Annotated in this window: 20 protein-coding genes; 19 read left to right on the forward strand and 1 reads right to left on the reverse strand. The window is 46.3% G+C overall.

Features of this window, described 5'->3' with window-relative positions; all coding sequences use genetic code 11:
* The first annotated feature begins 35 nt into the window (after nt 1-35).
* From AR335_RS02155 to AR335_RS02195, 9 genes are read left to right on the forward strand one after another with little or no spacing between them, the layout of a single operon-like run.
* Nucleotides 36-962 carry an aspartate carbamoyltransferase catalytic subunit gene (locus AR335_RS02155; protein ID WP_053354556.1) on the forward strand — a complete coding sequence of 309 codons (927 nt, stop codon included), beginning with the start codon at nt 36-38 and terminating at the stop codon, nt 960-962.
* Nucleotides 937-2,223 (forward strand): dihydroorotase, encoded by a 1,287-nt coding sequence (locus AR335_RS02160; RefSeq protein ID WP_062231662.1) that lies wholly within the window; start codon nt 937-939, stop codon nt 2,221-2,223. The genes AR335_RS02155 and AR335_RS02160 overlap by 26 nt, the downstream gene beginning before the upstream one ends.
* Nucleotides 2,220-3,323 carry a carbamoyl phosphate synthase small subunit gene (locus AR335_RS02165; protein ID WP_062231665.1) on the forward strand — a complete coding sequence of 368 codons (1,104 nt, stop codon included), beginning with the start codon at nt 2,220-2,222 and terminating at the stop codon, nt 3,321-3,323. Before AR335_RS02160 ends, AR335_RS02165 begins: the two co-directional genes overlap by 4 nt.
* A complete protein-coding gene (gene carB / locus AR335_RS02170) occupies nt 3,308-6,511 on the forward strand; it encodes a carbamoyl-phosphate synthase large subunit (RefSeq protein ID WP_062231667.1) in 3,204 nt (1,067 codons plus the stop codon). Before AR335_RS02165 ends, carB begins: the two co-directional genes overlap by 16 nt.
* On the forward strand, nt 6,508-7,281 hold the full coding sequence (locus tag AR335_RS02175) for a dihydroorotate dehydrogenase electron transfer subunit (protein WP_053354552.1): 774 nt from the start codon (nt 6,508-6,510) through the stop codon (nt 7,279-7,281). The genes carB and AR335_RS02175 overlap by 4 nt, the downstream gene beginning before the upstream one ends.
* The gene (locus AR335_RS02180; RefSeq protein ID WP_062231669.1) at nt 7,278-8,216 is read left to right on the forward strand and encodes a dihydroorotate dehydrogenase; all 939 of its coding nucleotides are present in this window, start codon (nt 7,278-7,280) and stop codon (nt 8,214-8,216) included. Before AR335_RS02175 ends, AR335_RS02180 begins: the two co-directional genes overlap by 4 nt.
* The gene (pyrF, locus tag AR335_RS02185; RefSeq protein ID WP_062231671.1) at nt 8,189-8,914 is read left to right on the forward strand and encodes an orotidine-5'-phosphate decarboxylase; all 726 of its coding nucleotides are present in this window, start codon (nt 8,189-8,191) and stop codon (nt 8,912-8,914) included. The genes AR335_RS02180 and pyrF overlap by 28 nt, the downstream gene beginning before the upstream one ends.
* Nucleotides 8,895-9,524, forward strand: coding sequence for an orotate phosphoribosyltransferase (gene pyrE / locus AR335_RS02190; protein WP_062231673.1), 630 nt, complete (start codon nt 8,895-8,897; stop codon nt 9,522-9,524). The genes pyrF and pyrE overlap by 20 nt, the downstream gene beginning before the upstream one ends.
* A gap of 35 nt (nt 9,525-9,559) precedes the next feature.
* The gene (locus AR335_RS02195) at nt 9,560-10,216 is read left to right on the forward strand and encodes a class I SAM-dependent methyltransferase (RefSeq protein ID WP_231689254.1); all 657 of its coding nucleotides are present in this window, start codon (nt 9,560-9,562) and stop codon (nt 10,214-10,216) included.
* 7 nt (nt 10,217-10,223) lie between these two features.
* Here the strand turns inward: AR335_RS02195 and AR335_RS02200 are convergent, their stop codons facing one another.
* The gene (locus tag AR335_RS02200; protein WP_062231675.1) at nt 10,224-11,927 is read right to left on the reverse strand and encodes an Rqc2 family fibronectin-binding protein; all 1,704 of its coding nucleotides are present in this window, start codon (nt 11,925-11,927) and stop codon (nt 10,224-10,226) included.
* Nucleotides 11,928-12,022: 95 nt separating this feature from the next.
* Here AR335_RS02200 and AR335_RS02205 point away from each other — a divergent pair, with 95 nt between their 5' ends.
* The 10 genes from AR335_RS02205 to rlmN all read left to right on the forward strand — a co-directional run bounded on the left by AR335_RS02205 (nt 12,023) and on the right by rlmN (nt 23,626).
* Entirely contained in the window at nt 12,023-14,689 is a 2,667-nt protein-coding gene (locus AR335_RS02205; protein ID WP_062231678.1) for a calcium-translocating P-type ATPase, SERCA-type, read from the forward strand.
* Nucleotides 14,690-14,905: 216 nt separating this feature from the next.
* Nucleotides 14,906-15,169, forward strand: a complete 264-nt coding sequence (remA, locus tag AR335_RS02210) for an extracellular matrix/biofilm regulator RemA (RefSeq protein ID WP_053358281.1) — start codon at nt 14,906-14,908, stop codon at nt 15,167-15,169.
* A gap of 12 nt (nt 15,170-15,181) precedes the next feature.
* A complete protein-coding gene (gmk, locus tag AR335_RS02215) occupies nt 15,182-15,796 on the forward strand; it encodes a guanylate kinase (RefSeq protein WP_053354545.1) in 615 nt (204 codons plus the stop codon).
* 2 nt (nt 15,797-15,798) lie between these two features.
* Entirely contained in the window at nt 15,799-16,002 is a 204-nt protein-coding gene (gene rpoZ / locus AR335_RS02220) for a DNA-directed RNA polymerase subunit omega (protein WP_053354544.1), read from the forward strand.
* 124 nt (nt 16,003-16,126) lie between these two features.
* Nucleotides 16,127-17,320, forward strand: coding sequence for a bifunctional phosphopantothenoylcysteine decarboxylase/phosphopantothenate--cysteine ligase CoaBC (gene coaBC, locus AR335_RS02225; protein ID WP_062232528.1), 1,194 nt, complete (start codon nt 16,127-16,129; stop codon nt 17,318-17,320).
* Nucleotides 17,317-19,734 (forward strand): primosomal protein N', encoded by a 2,418-nt coding sequence (gene priA / locus AR335_RS02230; protein ID WP_062231680.1) that lies wholly within the window; start codon nt 17,317-17,319, stop codon nt 19,732-19,734. The genes coaBC and priA overlap by 4 nt, the downstream gene beginning before the upstream one ends.
* Nucleotides 19,735-19,758: 24 nt before the next feature.
* Nucleotides 19,759-20,232: a peptide deformylase gene (gene def / locus AR335_RS02235; protein WP_062231681.1), complete on the forward strand. Its 474-nt coding sequence runs from the start codon at nt 19,759-19,761 to the stop codon at nt 20,230-20,232.
* A gap of 9 nt (nt 20,233-20,241) precedes the next feature.
* Complete coding sequence (gene fmt / locus AR335_RS02240; RefSeq protein ID WP_062231683.1) at nt 20,242-21,177, forward strand: methionyl-tRNA formyltransferase; 936 nt, start codon at nt 20,242-20,244, stop codon at nt 21,175-21,177.
* Nucleotides 21,174-22,547, forward strand: a complete 1,374-nt coding sequence (gene rsmB, locus AR335_RS02245) for a 16S rRNA (cytosine(967)-C(5))-methyltransferase RsmB (protein WP_062231685.1) — start codon at nt 21,174-21,176, stop codon at nt 22,545-22,547. Before fmt ends, rsmB begins: the two co-directional genes overlap by 4 nt.
* On the forward strand, nt 22,541-23,626 hold the full coding sequence (rlmN, locus tag AR335_RS02250) for a 23S rRNA (adenine(2503)-C(2))-methyltransferase RlmN (RefSeq protein WP_062231688.1): 1,086 nt from the start codon (nt 22,541-22,543) through the stop codon (nt 23,624-23,626). The genes rsmB and rlmN overlap by 7 nt, the downstream gene beginning before the upstream one ends.
* Nucleotides 23,627-23,628: the final 2 nt, after the last annotated feature.

Here is a 23,628-nt window from a genome sequence, read left to right on the forward strand (position 1 = left end):
GTTTTTTTAGGAAAAATTCAAAAGGAGCTGATACTATGAAAAATTTACTCACGATGAAAGATCTGTCAGTTCTAGAGATCGAACAGATCCTGCATGATGCACACGCGTTTGCCAAAGGAGAGCGATGGCAGCCGGAAGGCCAGACGTTCACAGCCAACCTGTTTTTTGAACCGAGCACGAGAACGAGAATGAGCTTTGAAGCAGCCGAACGGAAATTAGGACTGGATGTATTAAACCTTGACTGCGCCTTCTCGAGCACCCAAAAAGGGGAAACTCTTTACGATACGGTCAGAACACTTGAAGAAATCGGTGCGGCTGCCGCAGTTATCCGGCACAGTAAAGACCGGTACTTTGATGAACTGGCCGGCAGAGTGGGAATTCCGATCATCAATGCAGGTGACGGATGCGGAAACCATCCTACCCAGTCATTGCTTGACTTGCTCACCATCCAGCAGGAATTCATCGTCCTGCAGGGGTTAAAGGTAGTTATCGTCGGTGACATCAGGCATAGCCGTGTTGCGAAATCCAATGCGGAAATTCTAGTTCGTCTAGGCGCAAAAGTTTATTTTTCAGGACCGAGAGAATGGTATGACAGTGAACTGGGTGAGAATGGCTATCTTACGATGGATGAAGCGGTTGAAACAGCAGATGTACTCATGCTGCTGCGGATTCAGCACGAACGCCATGATAACAAGAGCGGCATGACGGCTGATCAGTATCACGAAAAGTACGGATTGACCGTTAAACGGGAAAAAAGAATGAAAGACCATGCCATCATCATGCATCCCGCCCCTGTAAACCGGGGAGTAGAGATTGCCGACGAACTTGTGGAATGTGATCGTTCAAGAATTTTTAAGCAGATGAACAATGGAATTTTTGTCAGAATGGCGGTTCTTAAATGGGCGCTGGAAACCAATTCAAAGGAGGAAACAAAGAATGGGCATCTTGTTAAAGGGTGGTAAAGTACTGACTGGGACAAACGGTTTAAAAGTACAGGACATTTTAATCGAGGATACAAAAATAGCAGATCTGGGCGAGTCACTGCCTGAAGAAGGCCATAAGGTGATTGACGTGTCAGGGAATCTGGTTACTCCGGGACTTATCGATCTCCATGTCCATTTGCGGGAGCCTGGCGGAGAACATAAAGAAACGATTGAAACAGGAACAAAAGCAGCTGCAAGAGGAGGATTTACGACAGTTGCCGCCATGCCGAACACTAAACCGGTGCCTGACAACGCTGCACAGCTTCAATGGGTGAATGAAAAGATCAAAGAGACAGCTTCGGTTCGTATTCTTCCATATGCTTCGATCACAACCAGGCAGGCAGGCAAGGAGCTTACTGATTTTGAAGCGTTAAAAAACAAAGGTGCGTTTGCCTTTACAGATGATGGAGTAGGTGTCCAGTCGGCGGACATGATGCTTCAGGCGATGAGGCTGGCTAAACAGAGCGATGCGGTTATCGTTGCTCACTGTGAAGAGAACACACTAATTCATAAAGGATTGGTACATAAAGGAGATTTTGCAGAAAAACATGGACTAAATGGAATCCCTTCCGTATGCGAAGCGGTTCAAATTGCCAGGGATGTTCTTCTGGCAGAGGCAGCTGGAGCCCGCTATCACGTCTGCCATGTGAGTACGAAAGAGTCTGTTCGTGTGATAAAAGATGCGAAGGCAGCAGGAATCAAAGTAACAGCTGAAGTAACTCCGCATCACTTGCTATTGTGTGATGAAGATATACCAGGATTAGACACGAATTATAAGATGAATCCTCCGCTGAGAGGAAATGAAGACAGAAAAGCGCTGATTGAAGCCTATAAATCCGGGGTTATTGATTTTCTGGCGACTGATCATGCGCCTCATAGCAAAGATGAGAAAGACCAGGGAATGGAACTTGCTCCTTTCGGTATCGTTGGTCTGGAAACAGCCTTCCCGCTTCTATACACCAATCTTGTTCAAAAGGGAGTTTTGACCCTGCAGGAACTGGTTGACGGGTTTACGCGGAAGCCAGCTGATTCGTTCAATCTTCCTTACGGAAGATTGGAGATTGGAGCGGAGGCGGACCTGACGGTGATCGACTTAAATCATGAAGAAAAAATAGATCCTGAAAACTTTGTTTCAAAAGGAAAGAATACACCGTTTGCAGGCTGGAGCTGCAAAGGATGGCCCGTACTTACGATTGTAGAAGGCAGCTTTAAGTATGAAAAGGAGAGTGTAAACGCATGAAACGGATTCTGGTTTTAGAAGACGGTACCGTATTTCACGGAGAAGGATTTGGTAGTGCAATCGATCAGGAAGGCGAAGTTGTCTTTAATACAGGGATGACGGGCTATCAGGAGATCTTGTCCGACCCTTCCTATTGCGGACAAATCGTGACACTGACATACCCGATGATCGGAAACTACGGCGTTAACCGCCAGGACTTTGAATCCATCTCACCTGCTGTTCACGGACTGATCGTCAACGAAGCGTGTTCGATGCCCAGCCACTATCAGTCCCTCGGGACGCTTGACGAACTGTTAAAAGCAAAAAATATACCGGGCCTAATGGGAATCGATACAAGAAAGCTAACTCGTTTAATCCGGAAACATGGAACGCTGAAAGGCAAGATTGCTTCAGCTGAGGCTGATACAGCTGCCATCGTAGAAGAGCTTAAATCTGCGCCGCTTAAAACGGACCATGTTCAATCTGTTTCTACGAAAACACCTTATCATCTCCCAAACACAGGTCGAAGGGTCGTCGTAGTGGATTATGGGGCAAAAAGCGGGATCTTAAGAGAACTGTCACAGCGCAGCTGCGATGTGGTTGTGGTTCCCTACAATACAACAGCAGAGGAGATCTTACTGCTGAATCCAGACGGTATTCTTTTAAGCAATGGCCCTGGAGACCCTAAGGATGTGCCGGAAGCCCTTCATATGATCACCAGCATTCTGGAAGAAGAAATCCCGCTGTTTGGGATTTGCTTAGGCCACCAGCTGTTCGCGCTGGCAATGGGAGCAAATACAGAAAAACTGAAATTTGGCCATCGCGGCTCAAACCATCCTGTAAAAGACCTACAGACAGGAAAAATAACAATGACGGCACAGAACCACGGGTATACAGTCAGCCCCGAAACCCTTGCCGGAACGGAGCTTAGATTAACGCATACCGCTGTCAATGACGGAACTGTCGAAGGATTGGGACACAAAGTAAAACCCGCAATTTCAGTGCAATACCATCCAGAAGCCTCACCAGGTCCTATGGATGCCAATCCGCTGTTTGAAAAGTTCATGAACATGATGGAAACTACCAAGGAAGAGGGGAAAGAAATATGCCTAAACGCTTAGACATTAAAAAAATACTTGTGATCGGATCAGGTCCGATCGTCATTGGACAAGCTGCAGAGTTTGATTATGCCGGTACACAGGCTTGCCAGGCGTTAAAAGAAGAAGGCTATGAAGTTATCCTTGTCAACTCCAATCCGGCGACCATCATGACCGATACCTCGATGGCAGACAAAGTTTTCATAGAGCCGCTTACGGTTCCATTTGTCAGCCGGATTATCCGCCAGGAACGCCCAGATGGACTTTTAGCCACACTTGGCGGACAGACAGGCTTAAACCTTGCTGTGGAATTGTCAGAGAGCGGCATTCTTGAAGAATGCAATGTGGAACTGCTTGGAACAACACTTTCAAGCATTCAACAGGCAGAAGATCGTGAACTTTTCAGAGGGCTGATGAATGAATTGAACGAACCGGTGCCGGAGAGCGAGATTATCCGTACGTATGAAGAGGCAGCAGCATTTACGGCAGAAATCGGCTATCCCGTGATCATTCGCCCAGCTTTCACCCTCGGTGGGACAGGCGGGGGAATTGCCAGTGATGAAGAGGAACTGAAAGAAATCGTAACGAGCGGCTTGCTTGCCAGCCCTGTACACCAGGTCTTGCTTGAAAAGAGCATTGCCGGATTCAAAGAAATTGAGTATGAAGTGATGCGTGACAGCAACGACACATCCATCGTTGTCTGCAACATGGAAAACATCGATCCTGTCGGCATCCATACCGGGGATTCAATCGTAGTTGCACCAAGCCAGACGCTGAGCGACAGAGATTACCAGCTTTTAAGAAACGCTTCTCTCAAGATTATTCAGGCATTAAAGATAGAGGGAGGATGCAATGTCCAGCTTGCTCTCGATCCTGACAGCAGCAACTATTACATTATTGAAGTAAATCCAAGGGTAAGCCGGTCGTCTGCGCTAGCCTCAAAAGCAACAGGTTATCCCATTGCCAAGATCGCAGCTAAAATTGCTGTCGGCTACACACTGGATGAGATCAAAAACCCGGTCACAGGCTCCACTTACGCAAGTTTTGAACCGGCACTAGATTACATCGTAACAAAGATTCCGAGATGGCCGTTTGATAAATTTGAAGGAGCAAACCGAAAGCTCGGTACCCAGATGAAAGCAACGGGAGAAGTGATGGCGATCGGAAGGAATTTGGAAGAGTCATTGCTGAAGGCGGTCCGATCGCTTGAAACAAAATGCTATCATCTTGAAATCAGCAATCCGAAGCAGACAAGAGAAGAATTGATCCCAGTACTGGTCAGCGCAGACGATGAGCGTTTATACCATATCGCACAAGGTTTCAGAATCGGAATGACGGTAAGGGACATTTGGGAGCTGACGAAGATCGATGTTTTCTTCCTTGAAAAGATCAAAGGAATCATTGACCTTGAGCAGAAAGTGCTTAACAAAGTTGGTGATTTAGGATTGCTGCGTGCCGCAAAAGAAAAGGGCTTCAGCGATGTATGGCTGGCGAAAGCCTGGAACATGCCTGAGAAAGAAATCTATGAACTTAGAATGAAGAAGGATATCAAGCCTGTGTACAAGATGGTAGACACATGTGCGGCAGAGTTTGAGTCTGAAACGCCATATTACTATGGAACATACGGTGAAGAAAATGAATCGTTACGAACAGAAAGAGAAAGCGTCCTTGTTCTCGGTTCCGGGCCGATCCGGATCGGTCAGGGCATCGAATTCGACTATGCGACCGTGCACACGGTCTGGGCGATCAAAGAAGCCGGCTATGAAGCGATCATCATCAATAACAATCCAGAAACAGTGTCCACAGACTTCAGTACATCGGATAAGCTTTATTTTGAACCGTTAACCGTTGAAGACGTGATGCATGTCATCGATCAAGAAAATCCAAAGGGAGTGATTGTCCAGTTTGGCGGGCAGACGGCCATCAATCTTGCGGATGCTTTGCATGAGCGAGGGGTAGCCATCCTTGGAACCTCACTTGACAACATGGATAGAGCAGAAGACAGAGACCGGTTTGAACAGGCGATGAAAGAATTGAACATTCCTCAGCCGGAAGGAGAAACAGCGTTTTCTGTCAAAGAAGCACAGGTTATTGCAGAGAGAATTGGCTATCCGGTCCTCGTTAGGCCGTCCTACGTTCTGGGAGGCAGAGCGATGGAAATCGTCTATAAAGAAAAAGAACTTCTTCAATACATGGAGAATGCGGTGAGAGTAAATCCTGAACATCCTGTCTTGATCGACCGTTACCTTGAGGGCAAAGAAGTAGAAGTTGACGCGATATCCGATGGAGATGATGTATTCATTCCAGGAATAATGGAGCACATCGAACGTGCGGGCGTTCACTCCGGTGACTCCATTGCCGTCTATCCGCCTCAGCGATTGACGCCTGAACAGAAAGATAAAATTATCGAACGTACGATCTCAATGGCAAGAGGCCTCGGAATCATCGGACTTCTTAACATCCAGTTCGTGCTGCATGGCGAAGAGGTCTATGTATTGGAAGTCAATCCAAGATCAAGCCGAACGGTACCTTTCTTGAGCAAGATTACAGGTATTCCGATGGCCAACCTGGCAACCAAAGTGATTCTTGGAACACCACTGAAAGAACTGGGCTACGAAACAGGCTATGCTCCAGAAAAAGAAGAAGTTTTCGTTAAAGTACCCGTGTTTTCTTTTGCCAAAATGCGCCGGGTGGATACGTACTTAAGTCCGGAGATGAAGTCCACTGGAGAAGTGATGGGAAGAGATACCACGCTGCAAAAGGCGCTATATAAAGGACTTGTGGCTTCAGGAATGAAAATGCCGACATATGGATCTGTACTGTTCACCGTAGCAGATAAAGACAAACCAGAAGCGCTCCGCCTGATGAAGCGTTTCTACGAAATCGGCTATACGATCATGGCGACAGAAGGAACAGCGAACTATTTGAAAGAGCAGCAGATCCCTGTGACGGTTGTTCACAAGATCGGAAGCAAGGAAAGAAACCTGCTTGATGTGATCCGCCAGGGCGAAGCGCAATTTGTCGTCAACACGCTGACGAAAGGAAAAGTTCCTGCACGCGATGGATTCCGCATACGAAGAGAATCGTCCGAAAACGGAGTGGTGTGTTTAACAAGTCTTGATACTGCAGAAGCCTTGCTTGGTGTCCTTGAGTCCTTGACCTTTACAGCCAGACAAATGCCAGCTTTTGAAAAGGATCGTGTTCTCATATGAAAAAGGAACTGGTAGAAGTAGTTTCTCAGAAGGAGATTGCTCGTCACATTTTTGAACTGAAAGTACAGGGAAATGTTGTTAAGGAAATGACTTCTCCCGGCCAGTTTGTCCACATACGAGTCACTGACACATTTCAGCCTTTGCTCAGAAGGCCGATTTCTATCTGTGATGTGGACCTGGATAGCCGGACCCTGACGATGCTTTACCGCAAAGAGGGCACGGGTACCGCTTTGCTCAGCCAAAAAAAGGAGGGCGAGAAGATCGATCTTCTCGGACCGTTAGGAAACGGGTTTCCTCTGGACGAGCTCTCCCAAGGACAGACAGCGCTGCTTGTCGGCGGGGGTATCGGTGTGCCTCCCTTGTACTATCTGGCAAAAAAACTGCGCAGCCAAGGAATCAATGTGATATCCGTACTTGGATTCCAATCTGCAGAAGACGGATTTTACAGTGAGAAATTCGCCGAGCTAGGAGAAGCATATGTTTCAACGGTGGATGGATCTCAAGGGACTAAAGGGTTTGTAACAAATGTGATAAAAAACAAAGATTTACATTATGACCTGCTGTTTTCGTGCGGACCCACTGTAATGCTAAAAGCTTTGGAACAGCAGGTGCCTTCAGCTGATGGTTACTTCTCTTTAGAAGAACGGATGGGCTGCGGAATCGGAGCTTGTTTCGCCTGTGTTTGCCATGTGAATGGAGGGCTTCCGTCAGACTATGTGAAAGTATGCAGCAATGGTCCGGTATTCCCGATTGGTGAGGTGGTATTATGAAACGTCTTGAGGTAAGTCTGCCAGGTTTAAAAATGAAGAATCCGATCATGCCTGCTTCAGGATGTTTTGGATTCGGCCGTGAATATGCAGGATTTTATGATCTGTCAGTCCTTGGGGCTGCTGCCATTAAGGCAGCCACCGTTGAAGCGAGGTTCGGCAATCCTACACCAAGGGTGGCCGAAACCCATAGCGGGATGCTCAACGCGATAGGATTGCAGAATCCTGGTGTGGATCAAATCATGGAAAAAGAACTGCCTTTTCTTAAATCGTATGACCTTCCGATCGTTGCCAATATCGCTGGATCAACAGAAGAAGATTACTGTGAAGCAGCAGAGAAGATGTCCAGCCATCCTCAAGTCTCTGTTTTGGAGCTGAATATATCATGTCCGAACGTAAAAGAAGGCGGCATTCAGTTTGGAACGGACGCGAGAACAGCAGCCGCACTGACAAAAAGAGTGAAAGCCGTCTCGTCCAAGCCGGTGTATGTTAAATTGTCTCCAAACGTTGCAAATATTGCCGAGATGGCAATAGCGGTAGAGGAAGCTGGGGCGGATGGTCTTTCCATGATCAACACGCTTTTAGGTATGAGAATCGATTTGAAAACACGAAAACCGATTTTAGCCAATAAAACTGGCGGGTTGTCAGGACCAGCGATCAAGCCAGTGGCGATCCGCATGATCCATGAGGTGAGCCAGGCGGTATCCATCCCGATCATTGGAATGGGAGGCGTCAGCTGTGCGGAGGATGTGATCGAATTCATGCTGGCCGGTGCTTCTGCAGTCGCGGTCGGAACGGCGAACTTTGTAGATCCGTTCATCTGCCCGGATATTATTTCACAATTGCCGGAATTGCTTGAGAAAATGAACGTCAGCCATATCAGAGAAATAATCGGAGGGAGCTGGAGGGAATGCGAAGTCCCGTCATTATCGCGCTAGATTATCCGGGTAAAAAAGAAGTAGAAGCGTTTATTGAACCATTTGAAGGGCAAGAGGCCTGGGTAAAAGTAGGGATGGAGCTGTTCTATGGAGAGGGACCTCAACTGGTCTCTTATCTGAAAGAAAAAAAGTTCCGGATCTTTCTTGATTTAAAGCTTCATGATATTCCGACAACGGTCCGAAAAGCGATGGAACGAATTGCCGCTCTCGGAGTCGATATGGTAAACGTTCATGCAGCCGGGGGGCGAGAAATGATGAGAGGTGCCATCGAAGGGCTGGAAGCTGTAGCAGGTCCAGAAAAGCGTCCTCTCTGCATCGCGGTGACCCAGTTAACCAGTACATCGTCACAGATGCTCAAGGATGAATTGCTGATCGGCGAATCCATGGAGTGGGCGGTCAGCCATTATGCAAAGCTTGCGAAAGAAAGCGGGCTTGATGGCGTGGTTTGTTCACCGCTTGAGGTGCCATACATCAAGAGGGTCTGCGGTCAAGAATTTCTAGCCGTAACTCCCGGGATCAGGCTTAAAGATGATGATAAGAACGATCAGAAGAGAACCGCTGACCCTGCAGTAGCCAAAGAGCTAGGATCTGATTACATTGTGGTGGGAAGAAGCATTACCGGGTCTCTTGATCCATTGCAAACATACGTAAATATCGAAAAAGAATGGGGGATTTTACATGAAACAACAAATCGCTAAAGACCTGCTTTCCATTGAAGCCATTACACTTTCGGTGGAACATCCGTATACTTGGTCATCTGGAATGAAATCTCCTATCTATTGTGACAACCGCCTGACACTCTCCTATCCAAACGTGCGCAATGAGATCGCAGAAGGATTGAAGAACCTTGTTCTAGAGCATTTTCCGGAAACGAACATGATCGCGGGAACAGCAACAGCCGGGATTCCGCATGCGGCACTGCTTGCAGACCGTCTTGACCTTCCGATGAGCTATGTGAGGAGCAGTGCAAAGTCTCACGGAAAAGGCAAACAGATCGAAGGGAAAGCGGAAGCCGGAATGAACGTGGTAGTGGTCGAAGATCTGGTTTCAACTGGAGGGAGCGTCATTACTGCCGTTCAGGCACTTAGGGAAGCAGGCTGCAATGTTCTTGGAGTTGTTGCGGTCTTTTCTTACGAACTTGCCAAAGGGGCGGATAATCTGGCAGCCAACAACATAAACGTGCAAACTCTCACCGATTTTAGTACATTAATAGAAACAGCCTCTGTGGAAGGCTATATTTCTAAAGATGATCTCTCGTATTTGCTCTCTTGGAAAGAAAATCCGGAGAACTGGCTTCAAAACGCATAGCGGGTGAATGGAAGGAGCGCTTCTGATTGAGGAAGATGAACGGTGAAGAATTCGATGAATTGGTCTCTTTTTTCGATAGCATGGCACGAACCACCTGGCTCGGCGGAATCCATGATACATTAAAGGAGAAAACAGGATCGTGGAGAGATAAAAAGGTTCTTGATGTCGGATGTGGAACAGGAAGACTGCTGCTTCGCGGCGCAGATGAAGCCGACAAGCTTACAGGTATTGATCTGTCATCGGAAATGATAAAAGCCAGCACGCAAAATTTCTTCTTTCATAACCGCAGCAAGAAGGGGGAGTTTTTGATCGGCGATGCATGTGATCTGCCGTTTGGTGATGAATCATTTGACGTGGCTTTATCAACGTGTGTCCTGTTTCTCCTTCCTGAGCCGGAAGTGGGCATCAAGGAGATGATCCGAGTCCTGAAACCAGGCGGAACGCTGGCTATGCTGAATCCATCAGAAAAAATGAATCAGATGGAAGCTTTTCAGTATTGCAAGCAGCATAACATTTCAGGGTTTGAACAAACGGCCATGCTGAAGTGGGCGAATGTTTCAACGAGGAGACATCGATACATATCAGATAGCCTGACTTCTCTTCTTATAACAAACGGCCTTGAAGAGGTCACACATCATGAAGTGCTTGATGGATTGGCCATCATCACCATTGCAAAAAAAATAACCAGGTAGCTCCTGGTTATTTTTTTAATTTTAGCAGTTGATCTTCATCTGGAGTGACATAAAGGGTTTGCTGCTGGTCGTAGATCACAAATCCCGGCTTGGCCCCTGATGGCTTTTTAACGTGCCGGATCAGCGTATAATCCACCGGAACGGAGCCTGAATGCCTGGCTTTGCTAAAATAGGCGGCAAGTCCTGCGGCTTCAAGGAGCGCTGTTTCGCTAACTTCCTCGCTCTTTATGACGACGTGAGAACCTGGAATGTCTTTCGTATGAAGCCACGTTTCATTTTGGCGTGAGGCTTTAAACGTCAAATAGTCATTCTGTTTATTATTTTTGCCGACAAGGATGGTAATGCCATCTGTTGATTGATAGGTTTCTAGAACAGGCTTTTCATTCTTTTTGGCCTTTTGCTGTTTTCGTTTTCTGACATACCCTTGCTCTTCTAATTCTTCCCGGATGCCTGCCACATCTCTCACAGATGCGGACTCCATCTGCTGGATGAGACTCTCGAAGTAAAGAAGATCTTCTTTCGCTTTTTCCAGCTGCTCTTCAATATAAGCGACCGAGTTTTTAAGTTTAGTGTACTTTTTGAAATAAGCTTGAGCGTTTTCAGAAGGACCTTTCAGGGGATCAAGCGGAATTTCCAGCTTCGGCTGATCCTCTTCGTAGAAATTCGTCACTTCAATTTTCTTTTGCCCTTTTTTCACCAAATAAAGGTGGGCTGTCAAAAGTTCACCGAGGACTTTAAATCTATCTGCTTTCTCTGTATCTGAAAGAGATGCATTCAGTTTCTTAATTTTTTTGGCAATTTTATCATGCTCGTTATGCAGCATTTTTTCCAAATCTGCAGCTTGCTGCTTTACTCTGTCCCGTTCGGATTTGCCGTAATAGAAGCGGTCCAGAAGCTCTCCAGCCGTATCGAAATCCTTCCTTTTTCCCTTTAAATGGGAGAGAGCTGTAACCGAAAAGTATTCCTTTCCATCTGAGACAGACATCTGTGGTGCATATCGGTTGTTCCTGAATTCCTCCATCATGGCGGTGAACGCTTCAGAAAGAGTCTCTTTCGTTGCCAGTCCGGCACGGAACGTTATCTCCCTGGCAATCTGTGGTGAGATTCCGCTGTAAAGCTGCACGATCTGACGGTCGATCTTACCTTCGTTCCATCTGATTTTTTGTATAAAACCTTCTGCACTTTCTGTAAGCGGAGAATGTTTTTCCTGAGGCGGAGGAGATAAGTATTTCTGTCCGGGAAGCAAAGTTCTGTATCGGTTCAGTGACGGGGGAATATGCTTGATGCAGTCTATGATCGTGCCGTTCTTATCTTCTACAAGAATAATATTGCTGTGCCTTCCCATAATTTCTATGATCAGCGTCTTATAGTCGATATCACCGATCTCATCTCTGTTTTTTACTTTAATATGAATGATTCTTTCCAGATCAATCTGTTCGATCGATTCGATGACTGCACCTTCCATATGCTTTCTTAGCAGCATGCAGAACATGGGTGGGACTGCAGGGTTATCATACGATTTTGCGGTCAGCTGAACTCTGCTGAATGAAGGATTGGCGGATAACAATAGTTTTTGGTTTTTTCCTCCGGATCTTATCGTAAACAGCAAGTCTGTTTTATCAGGCTGATAGATTTTTGTAATCTTTCCGGATTGCAATGTCTTTTTTATCTCTGCAGCTGTTGCTCTTGTAACAATTCCATCAAAACTCATAGTTTCACCTCTGTTTCTCTCTTCATCAGTATAGCATTATTGAGGACATGCCTGCATATAAATGGCTATATACGTTATGAGGCAGAGGTGGAGAAATGAATTGGTATCAGCTATCAAAGGAAGATGTTGAACGCTTGACCAACAGTAACCTGCAGACTGGCCTGAGTGATAAGGAAAGCCAGAAAAAGCTGAAAACAACAGGACATAACCAGCTGCAGGAAGCAAAGAAACCGTCGTCGATTCTCGTTTTTTTCGCACAATTCAAGGATTTCATGGTGCTCGTCCTTCTAGCCGCCACGTTATTGTCAGGCTTGCTAGGAGAGTATCTTGATGCCATTGCGATTATTCTGATCGTGATCATGAACGGAATATTAGGATTTATTCAGGAACGAAAAGCGGAAAAGTCACTGACTGCACTGCGTGAGCTGTCTGCTCCAACTGCGATCGTTATGAGAAACAGCAGCTGGACGGCGATCTCTGCTAAAGAACTCGTTCCCGGTGATATCGTGAAGCTTTCAGCTGGAGACCGGGTCGGTGCTGACATCCGCATGGTATCTGCTAGAGGCCTTTATATTGAGGAATCAGCACTGACAGGAGAATCCATTCCTGTTCAAAAACGGGGAGAGGCACTCCAAGGAAGCGGATTGCCGCTTGGTGACCAGGCCAACATGGCTTTTATGGGAACGATGGTGACCAGGGGCAGCGGAACAGGAGTTGTTATTGCGACGGGAATGACGACTGAGATGGGAAAAATCGCCCATCTGATCCAGAATGCTGATACGCTTGCAACTCCTCTGCAGCTTAAGCTTGAGCAGCTTGGCAAGATTTTAATAGGCATCGCTTTGCTTTTGACTGTCCTTGTTGTTGTTACAGGCGTGTACAGGGGACATGACTTATACAGCATGGTGCTGGCGGGTGTGTCACTTGCAGTGGCTGCCATACCTGAAGGACTGCCAGCTATTGTAACGATCGCCCTGGCGCTTGGGGTTCAGAAGATGATTAAGCGCAGAGCCATCGTAAGAAAGCTTCCTTCGGTCGAGACTCTGGGCTGTGCCACTGTCATCTGTTCCGATAAAACGGGAACGTTGACTCAGAACAAAATGACGGTCACTCATTTGTGGAGTGAAGGAACGACATGGAATGTAACAGGAAGCGGTTATGATACTGCAGGAGAATTTATAAGAAACGGGCAAAAGACGAGAATCGATCAGCATGAGGGGCTGCTTCAGCTTCTTTCATACGGCGCGATCTGCAACAATGCTGAACTTACGGATTCTGGCAGCATCATGGGTGATCCTACAGAAACCGCATTGCTGATCAGCGCAGCAAAAGCAGGGCTGATGAAAGATAACATTCTCCGTTCGGTTGAAATTTTGGACGAGGTTCCGTTTGACTCGGCAAGAAAAATGATGAGTGTAATCGTCCGCAACCAAAACAACGAGATTTTTTTAATCACTAAAGGAGCACCAGATGTCCTTCTGGAAAAAAGCGATTATGTATTATGGGATGGAAAGCGGCAGCTGTTAAAACAGCAGCATACCGAACAGATTAAAGAGGCGATCCTGGGTCTCGGAAGCCAGGCACTGAGAACCATAGCCGTTGCCTACAAGCCACTGCATACAAAAGACAGAGCTGCCGCAGGACCGTCGGCAGAAAATCATCTGACGTTCATCGGTCTTCAAGGAATGATAGATCCCCCAAGAGAAGAAGTGAAAGAGAGTATCGACCGATGCCATGAAGCAGGGATTAAAACCGTTATGATTACCGGTGACCATGTCGTTACCGCAAGTGCCATCGCCAGACAGTTGAACATCCTGCCTCAGGGAGGGAAAGTTATTGATGGTGCGGCTTTATCGGTCATGTCAGATGATGACCTGGTAAGGGAAGCAGAAAACATCTTTGTTTATGCCAGGGTCTCACCTGAACATAAGCTTAAGATTGTCAAAGCTCTGCAAAAAAGAGGGCATATCGTCGCGATGACAGGGGATGGGGTTAACGATGCACCGGCAATAAAATCTGCCAACATTGGAATCGCGATGGGTATAACGGGAACAGACGTGGCCAAGGAGGCATCCTCACTCGTTTTAAGTGATGACAATTTTTCAACCATTCGTGCAGCGATCGAGGAAGGAAGAAATATTTACGAAAACATCAGGAAGTTTATCAGATACTTGCTGGCTTCAAATGTAGGTGAGATCCTCGTCATGCTGTTCGCCATGATCTTGTCGATGCCGATGCCGCTTGTGCCCATCCAGATCTTATGGGTAAACCTCGTAACAGACGGTCTGCCGGCAATGGCCCTTGGTATCGATCCTGCGGAAGATAATGTAATGAAACGCTCTCCGAGGAAGCCCAATGAAGGGGTATTCTCAAGAGGGCTTGGATGGAAGATCGTTTCCAGGGGTTTCATGATTGGAATCGTAACGATTCTTGCTTTCTGGACCGCTCTGCACGAGCACCCGGATCAGCTGATGAAAGCACAGACTGTCGCTTTTTCAACCCTGGTAATGGCCCAGCTGATCCATGTCTTTGACTGCAGAAGCGAAAGGTCAGTTCTGCACCGGAACCCGTTTGGTAACATGGCGTTAGTCTTGGCTGTTTTGTCTTCTGTTCTGCTTACGCTCGTGGTCATGTACATTACTCCGCTGCAAGCAATTTTCCATACGGTTCCCTTGTCTGGCCGGGATTGGCTGCTGGTCCTCGGAATGGCTGCGATTCCTACATTTGCCCTTACAGGGTTTCAAGCATTTAAAAAATTATAATGCGGGGGGATAGAAACAAATCTTCATAGGTTTCTATCCTTTTTATTGTTCAGGGTTGTACAGACTGTTAAAATTGTTTAGAATAACGGAGGAATATGTTAAAATGATATAAATGTGCTGGGTACGGACATATCCATACATCGAATTAATTTCTACATAATGATTATGATCTTGCTCGTTCTGGCTAGAATAGAACTACCAACGTTAGGAGCGGTTATATACATGAAGCTAATCAATATTGGTTATGGAAACATTGTAGCAGCACACCGGATCATTTCCGTCGTAAGTCCGGAATCAGCGCCGATCAAACGCTTAATAACTATGGCAAGAGACGGTAATATGCTTATTGATGCCACATACGGCAGACGGACGAGGGCGGTCATCATTACGGACAGTGATCACGTTGTACTCTCTGCTGTTCAGCCTGAAACCGTGGCACAGCGGCTTCTCTCAATTGAAGAGGGAGCGGAAGAAAGTTAAGTGGAGGTAAGTATGGATAGAGAACGGGGCATTTTATTTGTGCTCTCCGGCCCATCCGGTGTCGGAAAAGGTACTGTATGCAAAGCGCTGAGAGCACAAAAGCTGGACATTCAATATTCAGTTTCAGCGACCACCCGAAATCCTCGGGTTGGAGAGGTTCATGGGGTAGATTATTTTTTCAAGTCTAAAGAAGAATTTCAAAACATGATTGAAAATAACGAACTGCTCGAATGGGCAGAATACGTTGGCAACTTCTATGGCACACCGATTGAGTATGTCAATCAGACACTGGATGAAGGCCGCGACGTTATTTTAGAAATTGAGGTTCAGGGAGCGCTTCAGGTACGAAAGACCTTTCCAGAAGGCGTTTTTATTTTTCTGACCCCGCCTAGTCTTGAAGAACTGCGAAGCCGCATTGTCGGCAGAGGAACTGAAACGGAAGACTTGATCAATAACCGCATGACAGTAGCCAGGGAAGAAATAGAAATGATGCAGCACTATGATTATTCCGTCGTAAATGATGAGATAAGCCATGCCTGCAGCAGGATCCAGTCTATTATCACCTCTGAACACTGCAAGGTGGACCGTGTAACCAATCGTTATAAAAAATTACTGGGAGATGAATAAGCATGCTGTATCCTTCAATTGATGCCCTTATGGACAAAATAGATTCAAAATATTCACTGGTGACCCTCTCTTCAAAAAGAGCAAGAGAGATTCAGAGAAGCAATAACGGAATCGTTGAAAACCCGGTTTCCCACAAATTTGTCGGAAAAGCTTTGGAAGAGATTTATGCGGGATATTTAACGCCAAAAAAGTCTGACACTGAATGATGATCAATAACAACCTATGATTATAGGTTGTTATTTTTTTCAATTTTTTCGGAATATTACATCTGTTAATCATAATTATATTATGTAAACAGATAGGCAGGGGGAGATTTCATTGGATCATTCAATGAAAAAGATTTTGCTTTGTGTAACTGGAGGGATTGCGGCATATAAGGCAGCAACGATCGCAAGCCAGCTGTATCAGCTGGGGTTTGAGGTAAAGGTAATGATGTCAGAGTCATCACAGAAGTTTATTACTCCGTTGACACTGCAAACCTTATCCAGGAACGAAGTCTACACCGATACATTCGAAGAACGGAATCCAAAAGTTGTTGCCCATATTGACCTTGCGGATTGGGCAGACCTTGCTGTCGTGGCACCGGCTACCGCTAACTGCATTGGCAAACTGGCAAACGGGATAGCTGATGACATGATTACAACAACTTTGCTGGCCACTACGGCACCGATAATGATTGCGCCTGCAATGAATGTCAACATGTATCAGCATCCTGCTGTTCAGGCAAACATGCAAAAGCTGGCAGACTACGGATACCGGTTCGTGGAACCAGGGGAAGGGCTGCTCGCATGCGGCTATATCGGAAAAGGGAGACTTGCTGAGCCAGAAGAAATTATTGCCTGTATTAAGGATTTCTCTCCCGGGCAGATGGATTTGCCTCTTGAAGGGAAAAAGGTCTTGATTACAGCGGGACCAACGAGAGAACAGGTGGACCCTGTGCGTTACTTCACAAATTATTCATCCGGGAAAATGGGTTATGCCATTGCAAGGGCGGCAGCAGAAATGGGAGCTTCAGTCACCTTGGTCAGCGGACCAACAGCGCTTGATAAACCTGCAGGCGTCAAGTTCATATCGGTAGAATCTACCGATGAAATGTTTCATGCGGTTATGAAAGAGTACCCTGAAATGGATCTCGTTATTAAGTCGGCGGCTGTTGCAGATTATACTCCCCGGATTAAATATGGTGAAAAAGTTAAGAAAAAGAATGAGAGCTGGTCGGTGGAAATGGAGAAAACGACCGATATTCTGTCAGTACTCGGAGAGAAAAAAGAGAGACAAGTCCTCGTGGGATTTGCCGCAGAAACCGGAAACCTTGAGGGTTATGCGCTCGACAAACTGAAACGCAAAAACCTGGATATGATCGTTGCCAATAACGTCGCTCAAGAAGGGGCCGGCTTCACTGTTGATACAAACCGTGTGGTCATTTATAAAAAGGACGGTTCTGCAAAGGAATATCCGCTGCTGTCAAAAGATAAAGTGGCTCAGGAAGTTTTGGCGCAGGCTATGGAACTGATGCCTCTATGATCGCAAAAGTTATCGTGGATGTGCCGGCCAGCAATGTAAACCGCACCTTCGATTACCTTGTGCCTGAAGAACTGAAAGATACAGTTAAACCCGGTATGAGGGTAGCCGTGCCTTTTGGACCAAGAAAACTGCAAGGCTTTGTCATCGAGCTTGGCGAGGAGACTTCTGTTCAAAAATTAAAGAAGATCATTGAACTTCTGGATCCGGTCCCAGTATTGACTGAAGAACTCCTGAAACTCGGCAAGTGGGTATCGGATCAGACACTCTGTTTCTTAATCACAGCTTATCAGGCTATGATTCCAGCTGCTTTAAAAGCTACCTACCACAAGGAATTCAGGCTGGTTGACGGAGTCGGCCTCGCTGACTTGCCGGACGAAGCTAGAGTGTGGTTTAAACACCGGGAATACATCCCGATGGAAGATCTGCTGGAAATTTCACCGACACCGCTTGCCCTCTTCCAAAAACTTGTTCAAAAGAATTCCCTGGAAGTGATCTACAGGATGTCAGACAAAATAACGAAGAAAAAAATAAAGATCGTGCAGAGACGGGGAACAGAAGAGGAGAGACTGCAGCATATCGAATCACTTTCCAAACAGGCGGTTAAGCAAAAAGAGGTTCTATCATTTCTTCATGAGTCTGAAAGCCCTGTAGTATTAAAAGATCTTCTAGAGATGTTCGACACGACAAGGTCCACAGTCCAAGCCTTGGAGAGCAAAGGTTTTATAGAGATAGCGGAGAAGGAGATCTATCGTGATCCGTATGGTGGCCGTGAATTTAAAAGAACGCAGCCCCTGCTCTTAACCTCTCAGCAGGAACAAAGCATTCAGCCTGTTTTGGCTGCTCTCGAGGAGAAGAGGCATGAAACTATTCTGCTTCATGGCGTTACAGGAAGCGGTAAAACAGAAATCTATCTGCAGAGTATTGACAGGGCAATTCAAATGGGGCAGGAAGCCATTGTATTAGTGCCTGAGATCTCTCTGACACCGCAGATGGTAAACCGTTTTAAAGGGCGGTTCGGTTCAAGGGTTGCTGTTTTGCATAGTGCTCTGTCCGCCGGAGAAAAATATGATGAGTGGCGAAAAATTCAGCGTAAAGAGGTATCTGTTGTGGTAGGTGCCCGGTCGGCAGTTTTCGCTCCGTTTGAAAATCTGGGCCTGATCATCATCGATGAAGAGCATGAATCAAGCTATAAACAAGAGGAAAATCCCCGTTATCATGCGCGGGATGTTGCTGTCCAGCGGGGAGAGCATCATCAGTGTCCGGTAATTCTAGGAAGCGCAACACCGTCACTTGAATCTTATGCCAGAGCTCAAAAAGGGGTCTACACGCTCTGTGAGTTAAGCGACAGAGTGAACAAGCGGGAGCTTCCCTCTGTTTCGGTAGTGGATATGAGGGAAGAGCTCAGGGCAGGAAACCGCTCGATGTTTTCCCGCGAGTTATTTGATAAAATCAATGACCGCCTAAAACGCGGAGAACAATCTGTATTGTTTCTCAACCGCAGAGGCTACTCATCGTTTATTCTTTGCAGAGACTGCGGATATGTCGGAGAATGCCCGCATTGTGATATTTCTCTTACGTACCATAAAAAACAGCATCTGCTTAAATGCCATTATTGCGGCCATCAGGAACCGATGCCTTCCCAATGTCCCATGTGTGAAAGCCAGTATATCCGTTTTTTTGGCACAGGGACACAAAAGGTGGAGGAGGAGCTCGCCAAGCTGCTGCCTCACGCAAGAGTGATCAGGATGGATGTGGATACCACCGGGCGAAAAGGGAGCCATGAAAAGCTCCTAAATCAGTTTGGTGAAGGAAAAGCAGACATATTGCTCGGCACGCAGATGATCGCTAAGGGGCTTGATTTTCCAAAAGTGACACTGGTGGGGGTGCTCGCTGCGGACACGATGCTGCACCTTCCCGATTTCAGGGCCTCTGAAAAAACCTTTCAGCTCCTCACTCAGGTCAGCGGAAGAGCAGGGCGGCACGAGCTTTCGGGAGAAGTGGTCGTACAGACCTACACCGTCGGCCATTACAGCATCGATCTGGCATCAGGACATGATTATCATTCGTTCTATGAAACGGAAATGCAGATCAGACGGGAGCACAAATATCCTCCGTATTACTATTTGACGCTCATTTCGTTTTCGCACACTGAGCTATTGAAGGCTGTAGATGCCAGTGAAAAATCGGCATCCTATCTTCAGCAGAAAGTGTCTCCGGGAACAATCATCCTGGGTCCGGTCGTCTCGCCGATCGCCCGTATTAAAGATAGATATCGATATCAGGTAATGATAAAATACAAAAATGAACCTCGGCTGAGTGACTTGATCTCAGAGCTATTGCAGCATTTTCAGCATGAAATGGATGGGAACGGCCTGCAGATTTCAGTCGATATGAATGCGCAAAATATTATGTAAGCCTATAGATGGGAGAGAATGAGGATGGGAGTTAGGGAGATTATATGTTATCCTGATGAAATTTTAGAAAAGAAATGTGAAAAAGTGACAGAATTCAACCAGAAGCTGAGCCAGCTGATCGATGATATGTTTGAAACGATGTATGAAGCGGAAGGAGTAGGGCTCGCCGCTCCTCAGATTGGAATCGGCAAACAGATTGCTGTAGTTGATGTCGGAGATGAAACAGGTAAAATTGAACTGGTCAACCCGGTCATTGAAAAAATGGAAGGCGAACAGGACGGTCCAGAAGGGTGCCTTAGCTTCCCAGGTATATTTGGAGATGTTAAACGCGCTCAAAAAGTCAGTGTGACTGCGCAGGACAGACATGGAAGAACGTTCACGATTACTGCAGAAGACTTTCTTGCCCGCGCCCTTCAGCATGAGATCGACCATCTGAACGGAATTCTATTTACCTCTATGGTCAGTTCGTATTATGAAACGGGAGAGTTTGAAAGGTAGGAGTTACAAATGAAAATAGTATTTATGGGAACGCCTGATTTTTCTGTGCCAGTACTGCGCAGACTCGTTAAAGACGGCTATGAAGTCGCAGCCGTCGTCACGCAGCCGGACAAGCCGCAAGGGAGGAAAAAGGAAATTAAGCCAACGCCGGTGAAAGCAGAAGCCGAATTGCACGGCATTCCTGTCTTGCAGCCTGTAAAACTAAAGAATGAGTTTCAGGAAATTTTAGATCTACAGCCGGATCTGATCGTAACTGCGGCATACGGACAAATTTTGCCTTCAGAAATATTAGAAGCACCGGAATATGGCTGTATTAATGTTCATGCTTCACTACTGCCGGAATACCGAGGCGGAGCGCCGATCCATCAGAGTATCATTGACGGCAAGAAAGAAACGGGCGTAACGATCATGTACATGGTAGACAAGCTCGATGCCGGCGACATTCTGACACAGGTAGTGGTACCAATAGGTGAAGAAGACCATGTCGACAGCATGTTCAGTAAACTCAGCATTGCAGGAGCAGAACTCTTATCCAAGACAATACCTGACCTGATCGAGGGAAAATTGACCCCCATAAAGCAAGATGATGATAAAGTTACCTATGCCTATAATATCTCTAGGGAAAAAGAGAAGATCGACTGGACAATGAGCGGTGAAGCCATCTATAACCAGATAAGAGGACTTCATCCTTGGCCGGTTGCATTTTCCACACTGAATGGCCAGACGTTAAAAATATGGTGGGGGAAAAAGGTGCCTGTTCCATCGGATGCAGTGCCTGGGACTGTTCTTGAAACAAGCAAAGAGGGATTGACGGTGAAGACCGGAGATTCTACAGGAATATTGATCACCGATCTGCAGCCGGCCGGAAAAAAACGCATGGCAGCTTCACAATTTTTGCAAGGAGCCAAACTGGAACCGGGTACAAAGCTGGGTGAAGAACTGTGAAACAAAACGTGAGAAATACTGCAGTTGAAGTTTTATTGAAAATTGAACAAAATCAGGCCTATAGCAATCTTTTGCTGAATCAGTCCATACAGAAGGCCAATCTTAGCCAAAAGGATGTCGGATTGCTGACAGAGCTTGTATACGGGACTGTCCAGCGGAAAAACACTCTTGATTATCTGCTGGAGCCTTTTGTCGCAAAAGGATTGAAAAAGCTTGAAAAATGGGTGCTTGTCCTGCTGAGGATGTCGCTCTACCAAATGGTTTATCTCGATAAGATTCCGGATCATGCCATCATTAATGAAGCGGTGGAAATTGCTAAGAAACGAGGGCATAAAGGGATCTCCGGCATGGTAAACGGCGTGCTGAGAAGAATTCAGAGGGAAGGAACTGCTGATCTTTCCGAATTGACCCATGATGAGAAAAGGCTCGCTCTTCAATACAGCATGCCAGAGTGGCTGGTCCAGCGATGGATCACTCAGTATGGCTTGGATAATGCTGAAAAGATGTGCGCGGCCAACATGGAGCCTGCCCCGGTTACGGGCCGTGTCAACAGCATGAGATCCAGCAGGGAGAAAGTGCTGCAATCGCTGCATGATGAAGGCATAGAGGGGAGCAACGGCGGCCTTTCGCCCGATGCGATTAAATTAAAAAAAGGGAGCCTTTCACATTCTTCTGCATTTAAGGAAGGATATGTTACAATACAAGACGAAAGCTCCATGCTCGTTGCAAGGGCGCTTAATCCATCATCAAACGAAAAAATCCTGGATGCCTGTGCAGCTCCTGGAGGAAAAACGACCCATATTGCCGAACTGTTAAATAATACGGGAGAGGTAACGGCCCTGGATCTTCACCCTCATAAGGTGAAATTGATACAGGAGCAGGCGGAGCGCCTCGGCCTTACCAATATCAAAACGGAAGCTCTTGACAGCCGTAAGGCCGGCGAAAAGTTTTCTGTGTCATCGTTTGACAGGATTCTGGTAGATGCACCGTGCAGCGGTTTCGGAGTGATACGAAAAAAGCCCGACATCAAATGGTCGAAAAAAGAAGAGGATATCCATCGCATAGCCGAGATTCAGATGCAGATCCTCGATAAAGTGGCCGAACTGTTAAAACCCGGCGGTACTTTGCTTTACAGTACATGTACCGTCGATAAAGAGGAAAATGATGAAATTGCAGATGCTTTCTTAAAGCATCATCCTGATTTTGAATGGGACAAGTCTTTTAACGAACGGCTTCCTGAAACATTACAGCCGTACCTTAAACCTGCTGAAGCACAGGTACAGATTCTTCCTCATTATTTTAACAGTGATGGTTTTTACCTTGCATGCTTTAAGAAAAAGACTACAACTGGTGGTGAAACCCGATGTTAAAACCGTTAAGTGAAAAACAGCAGAACCCGGCAATTATGCCTTCTATTTTTTCGCTTGAGCTGACAGATCTGGAAAATTGGCTTTCTGATATAAAAGAACCTAAATTCCGTGCTTCCCAGGTTTATGATTGGCTTTACGAAAAAAGAATTACGAGTTATGAAGAAATGTCGAACCTTCCTAAAGGGCTTCGCGATAAGATGCAAGAAACCTTTCATATTCAGCCGATGAAAGAATTAGCCCGTCAGGAATCTTCTGATGGTACAATAAAATTTTTGTTTGAACTCCAGGACGGTTATTCTATCGAAACAGTCCTGATGCGCCATGAATATGGAAACAGCGTATGTGTGACAACGCAGGTAGGCTGCCGTCTCGGCTGTACATTCTGTGCGTCAACGCTCGGCGGGTTAAAGAGAAATCTGCATGCCGGCGAGATTGTAGCTCAAGTGCTTCAAGTGCAGCGTGCGCTCGATGCCACTGAAGAAAGAGTAAGCTCAATTGTCATCATGGGGATTGGTGAACCTTTCGATAACTACGAAGGACTGATCAAGTTCCTAAAAGTACTAAACCACGACAAAGGGCTGAATATCGGTGCAAGGCATATTACGGTTTCCACAAGCGGAATCGTGCCTTACATCTACAAATTTGCTGATGAAGGAATGCAGATCAACTTTGCGGTATCCCTTCATGCTCCGAATACTGAAATCAGAAGCAGGCTCATGCCGGTCAACCGCATGTATCCAATGGAAGAACTGATGGAATCAATTCGTTATTACATCAAGAAGACCGGGCGCCGGATTTCTTTCGAATATGGTCTTTTCGGCGGTGTGAATGATCAAGTTGAACATGCTGAAGAACTGGCAGATCTGATTAAAAACGTAAAATGCCATGTAAATCTGATTCCTGTCAACTATGTACCGGAACGTGATTATGTCCGGACACCTAAGAAGCAGATCTTCAAATTTTTAGATACGCTAAAAAAACGGGGTGTCAATGCTACCTTACGCAGGGAGCAAGGACATGATATTGACGCAGCCTGCGGGCAGTTAAGAGCGAAGGAGCGTCAGGAAGAGACGAGGTGACG

The sequence above is a fragment of the Fictibacillus sp. FJAT-27399 genome, from assembly GCF_001510655.1.
Classification (GTDB): Bacteria; Bacillota; Bacilli; order Bacillales; family Fictibacillaceae; genus Fictibacillus_C; species Fictibacillus_C marinisediminis.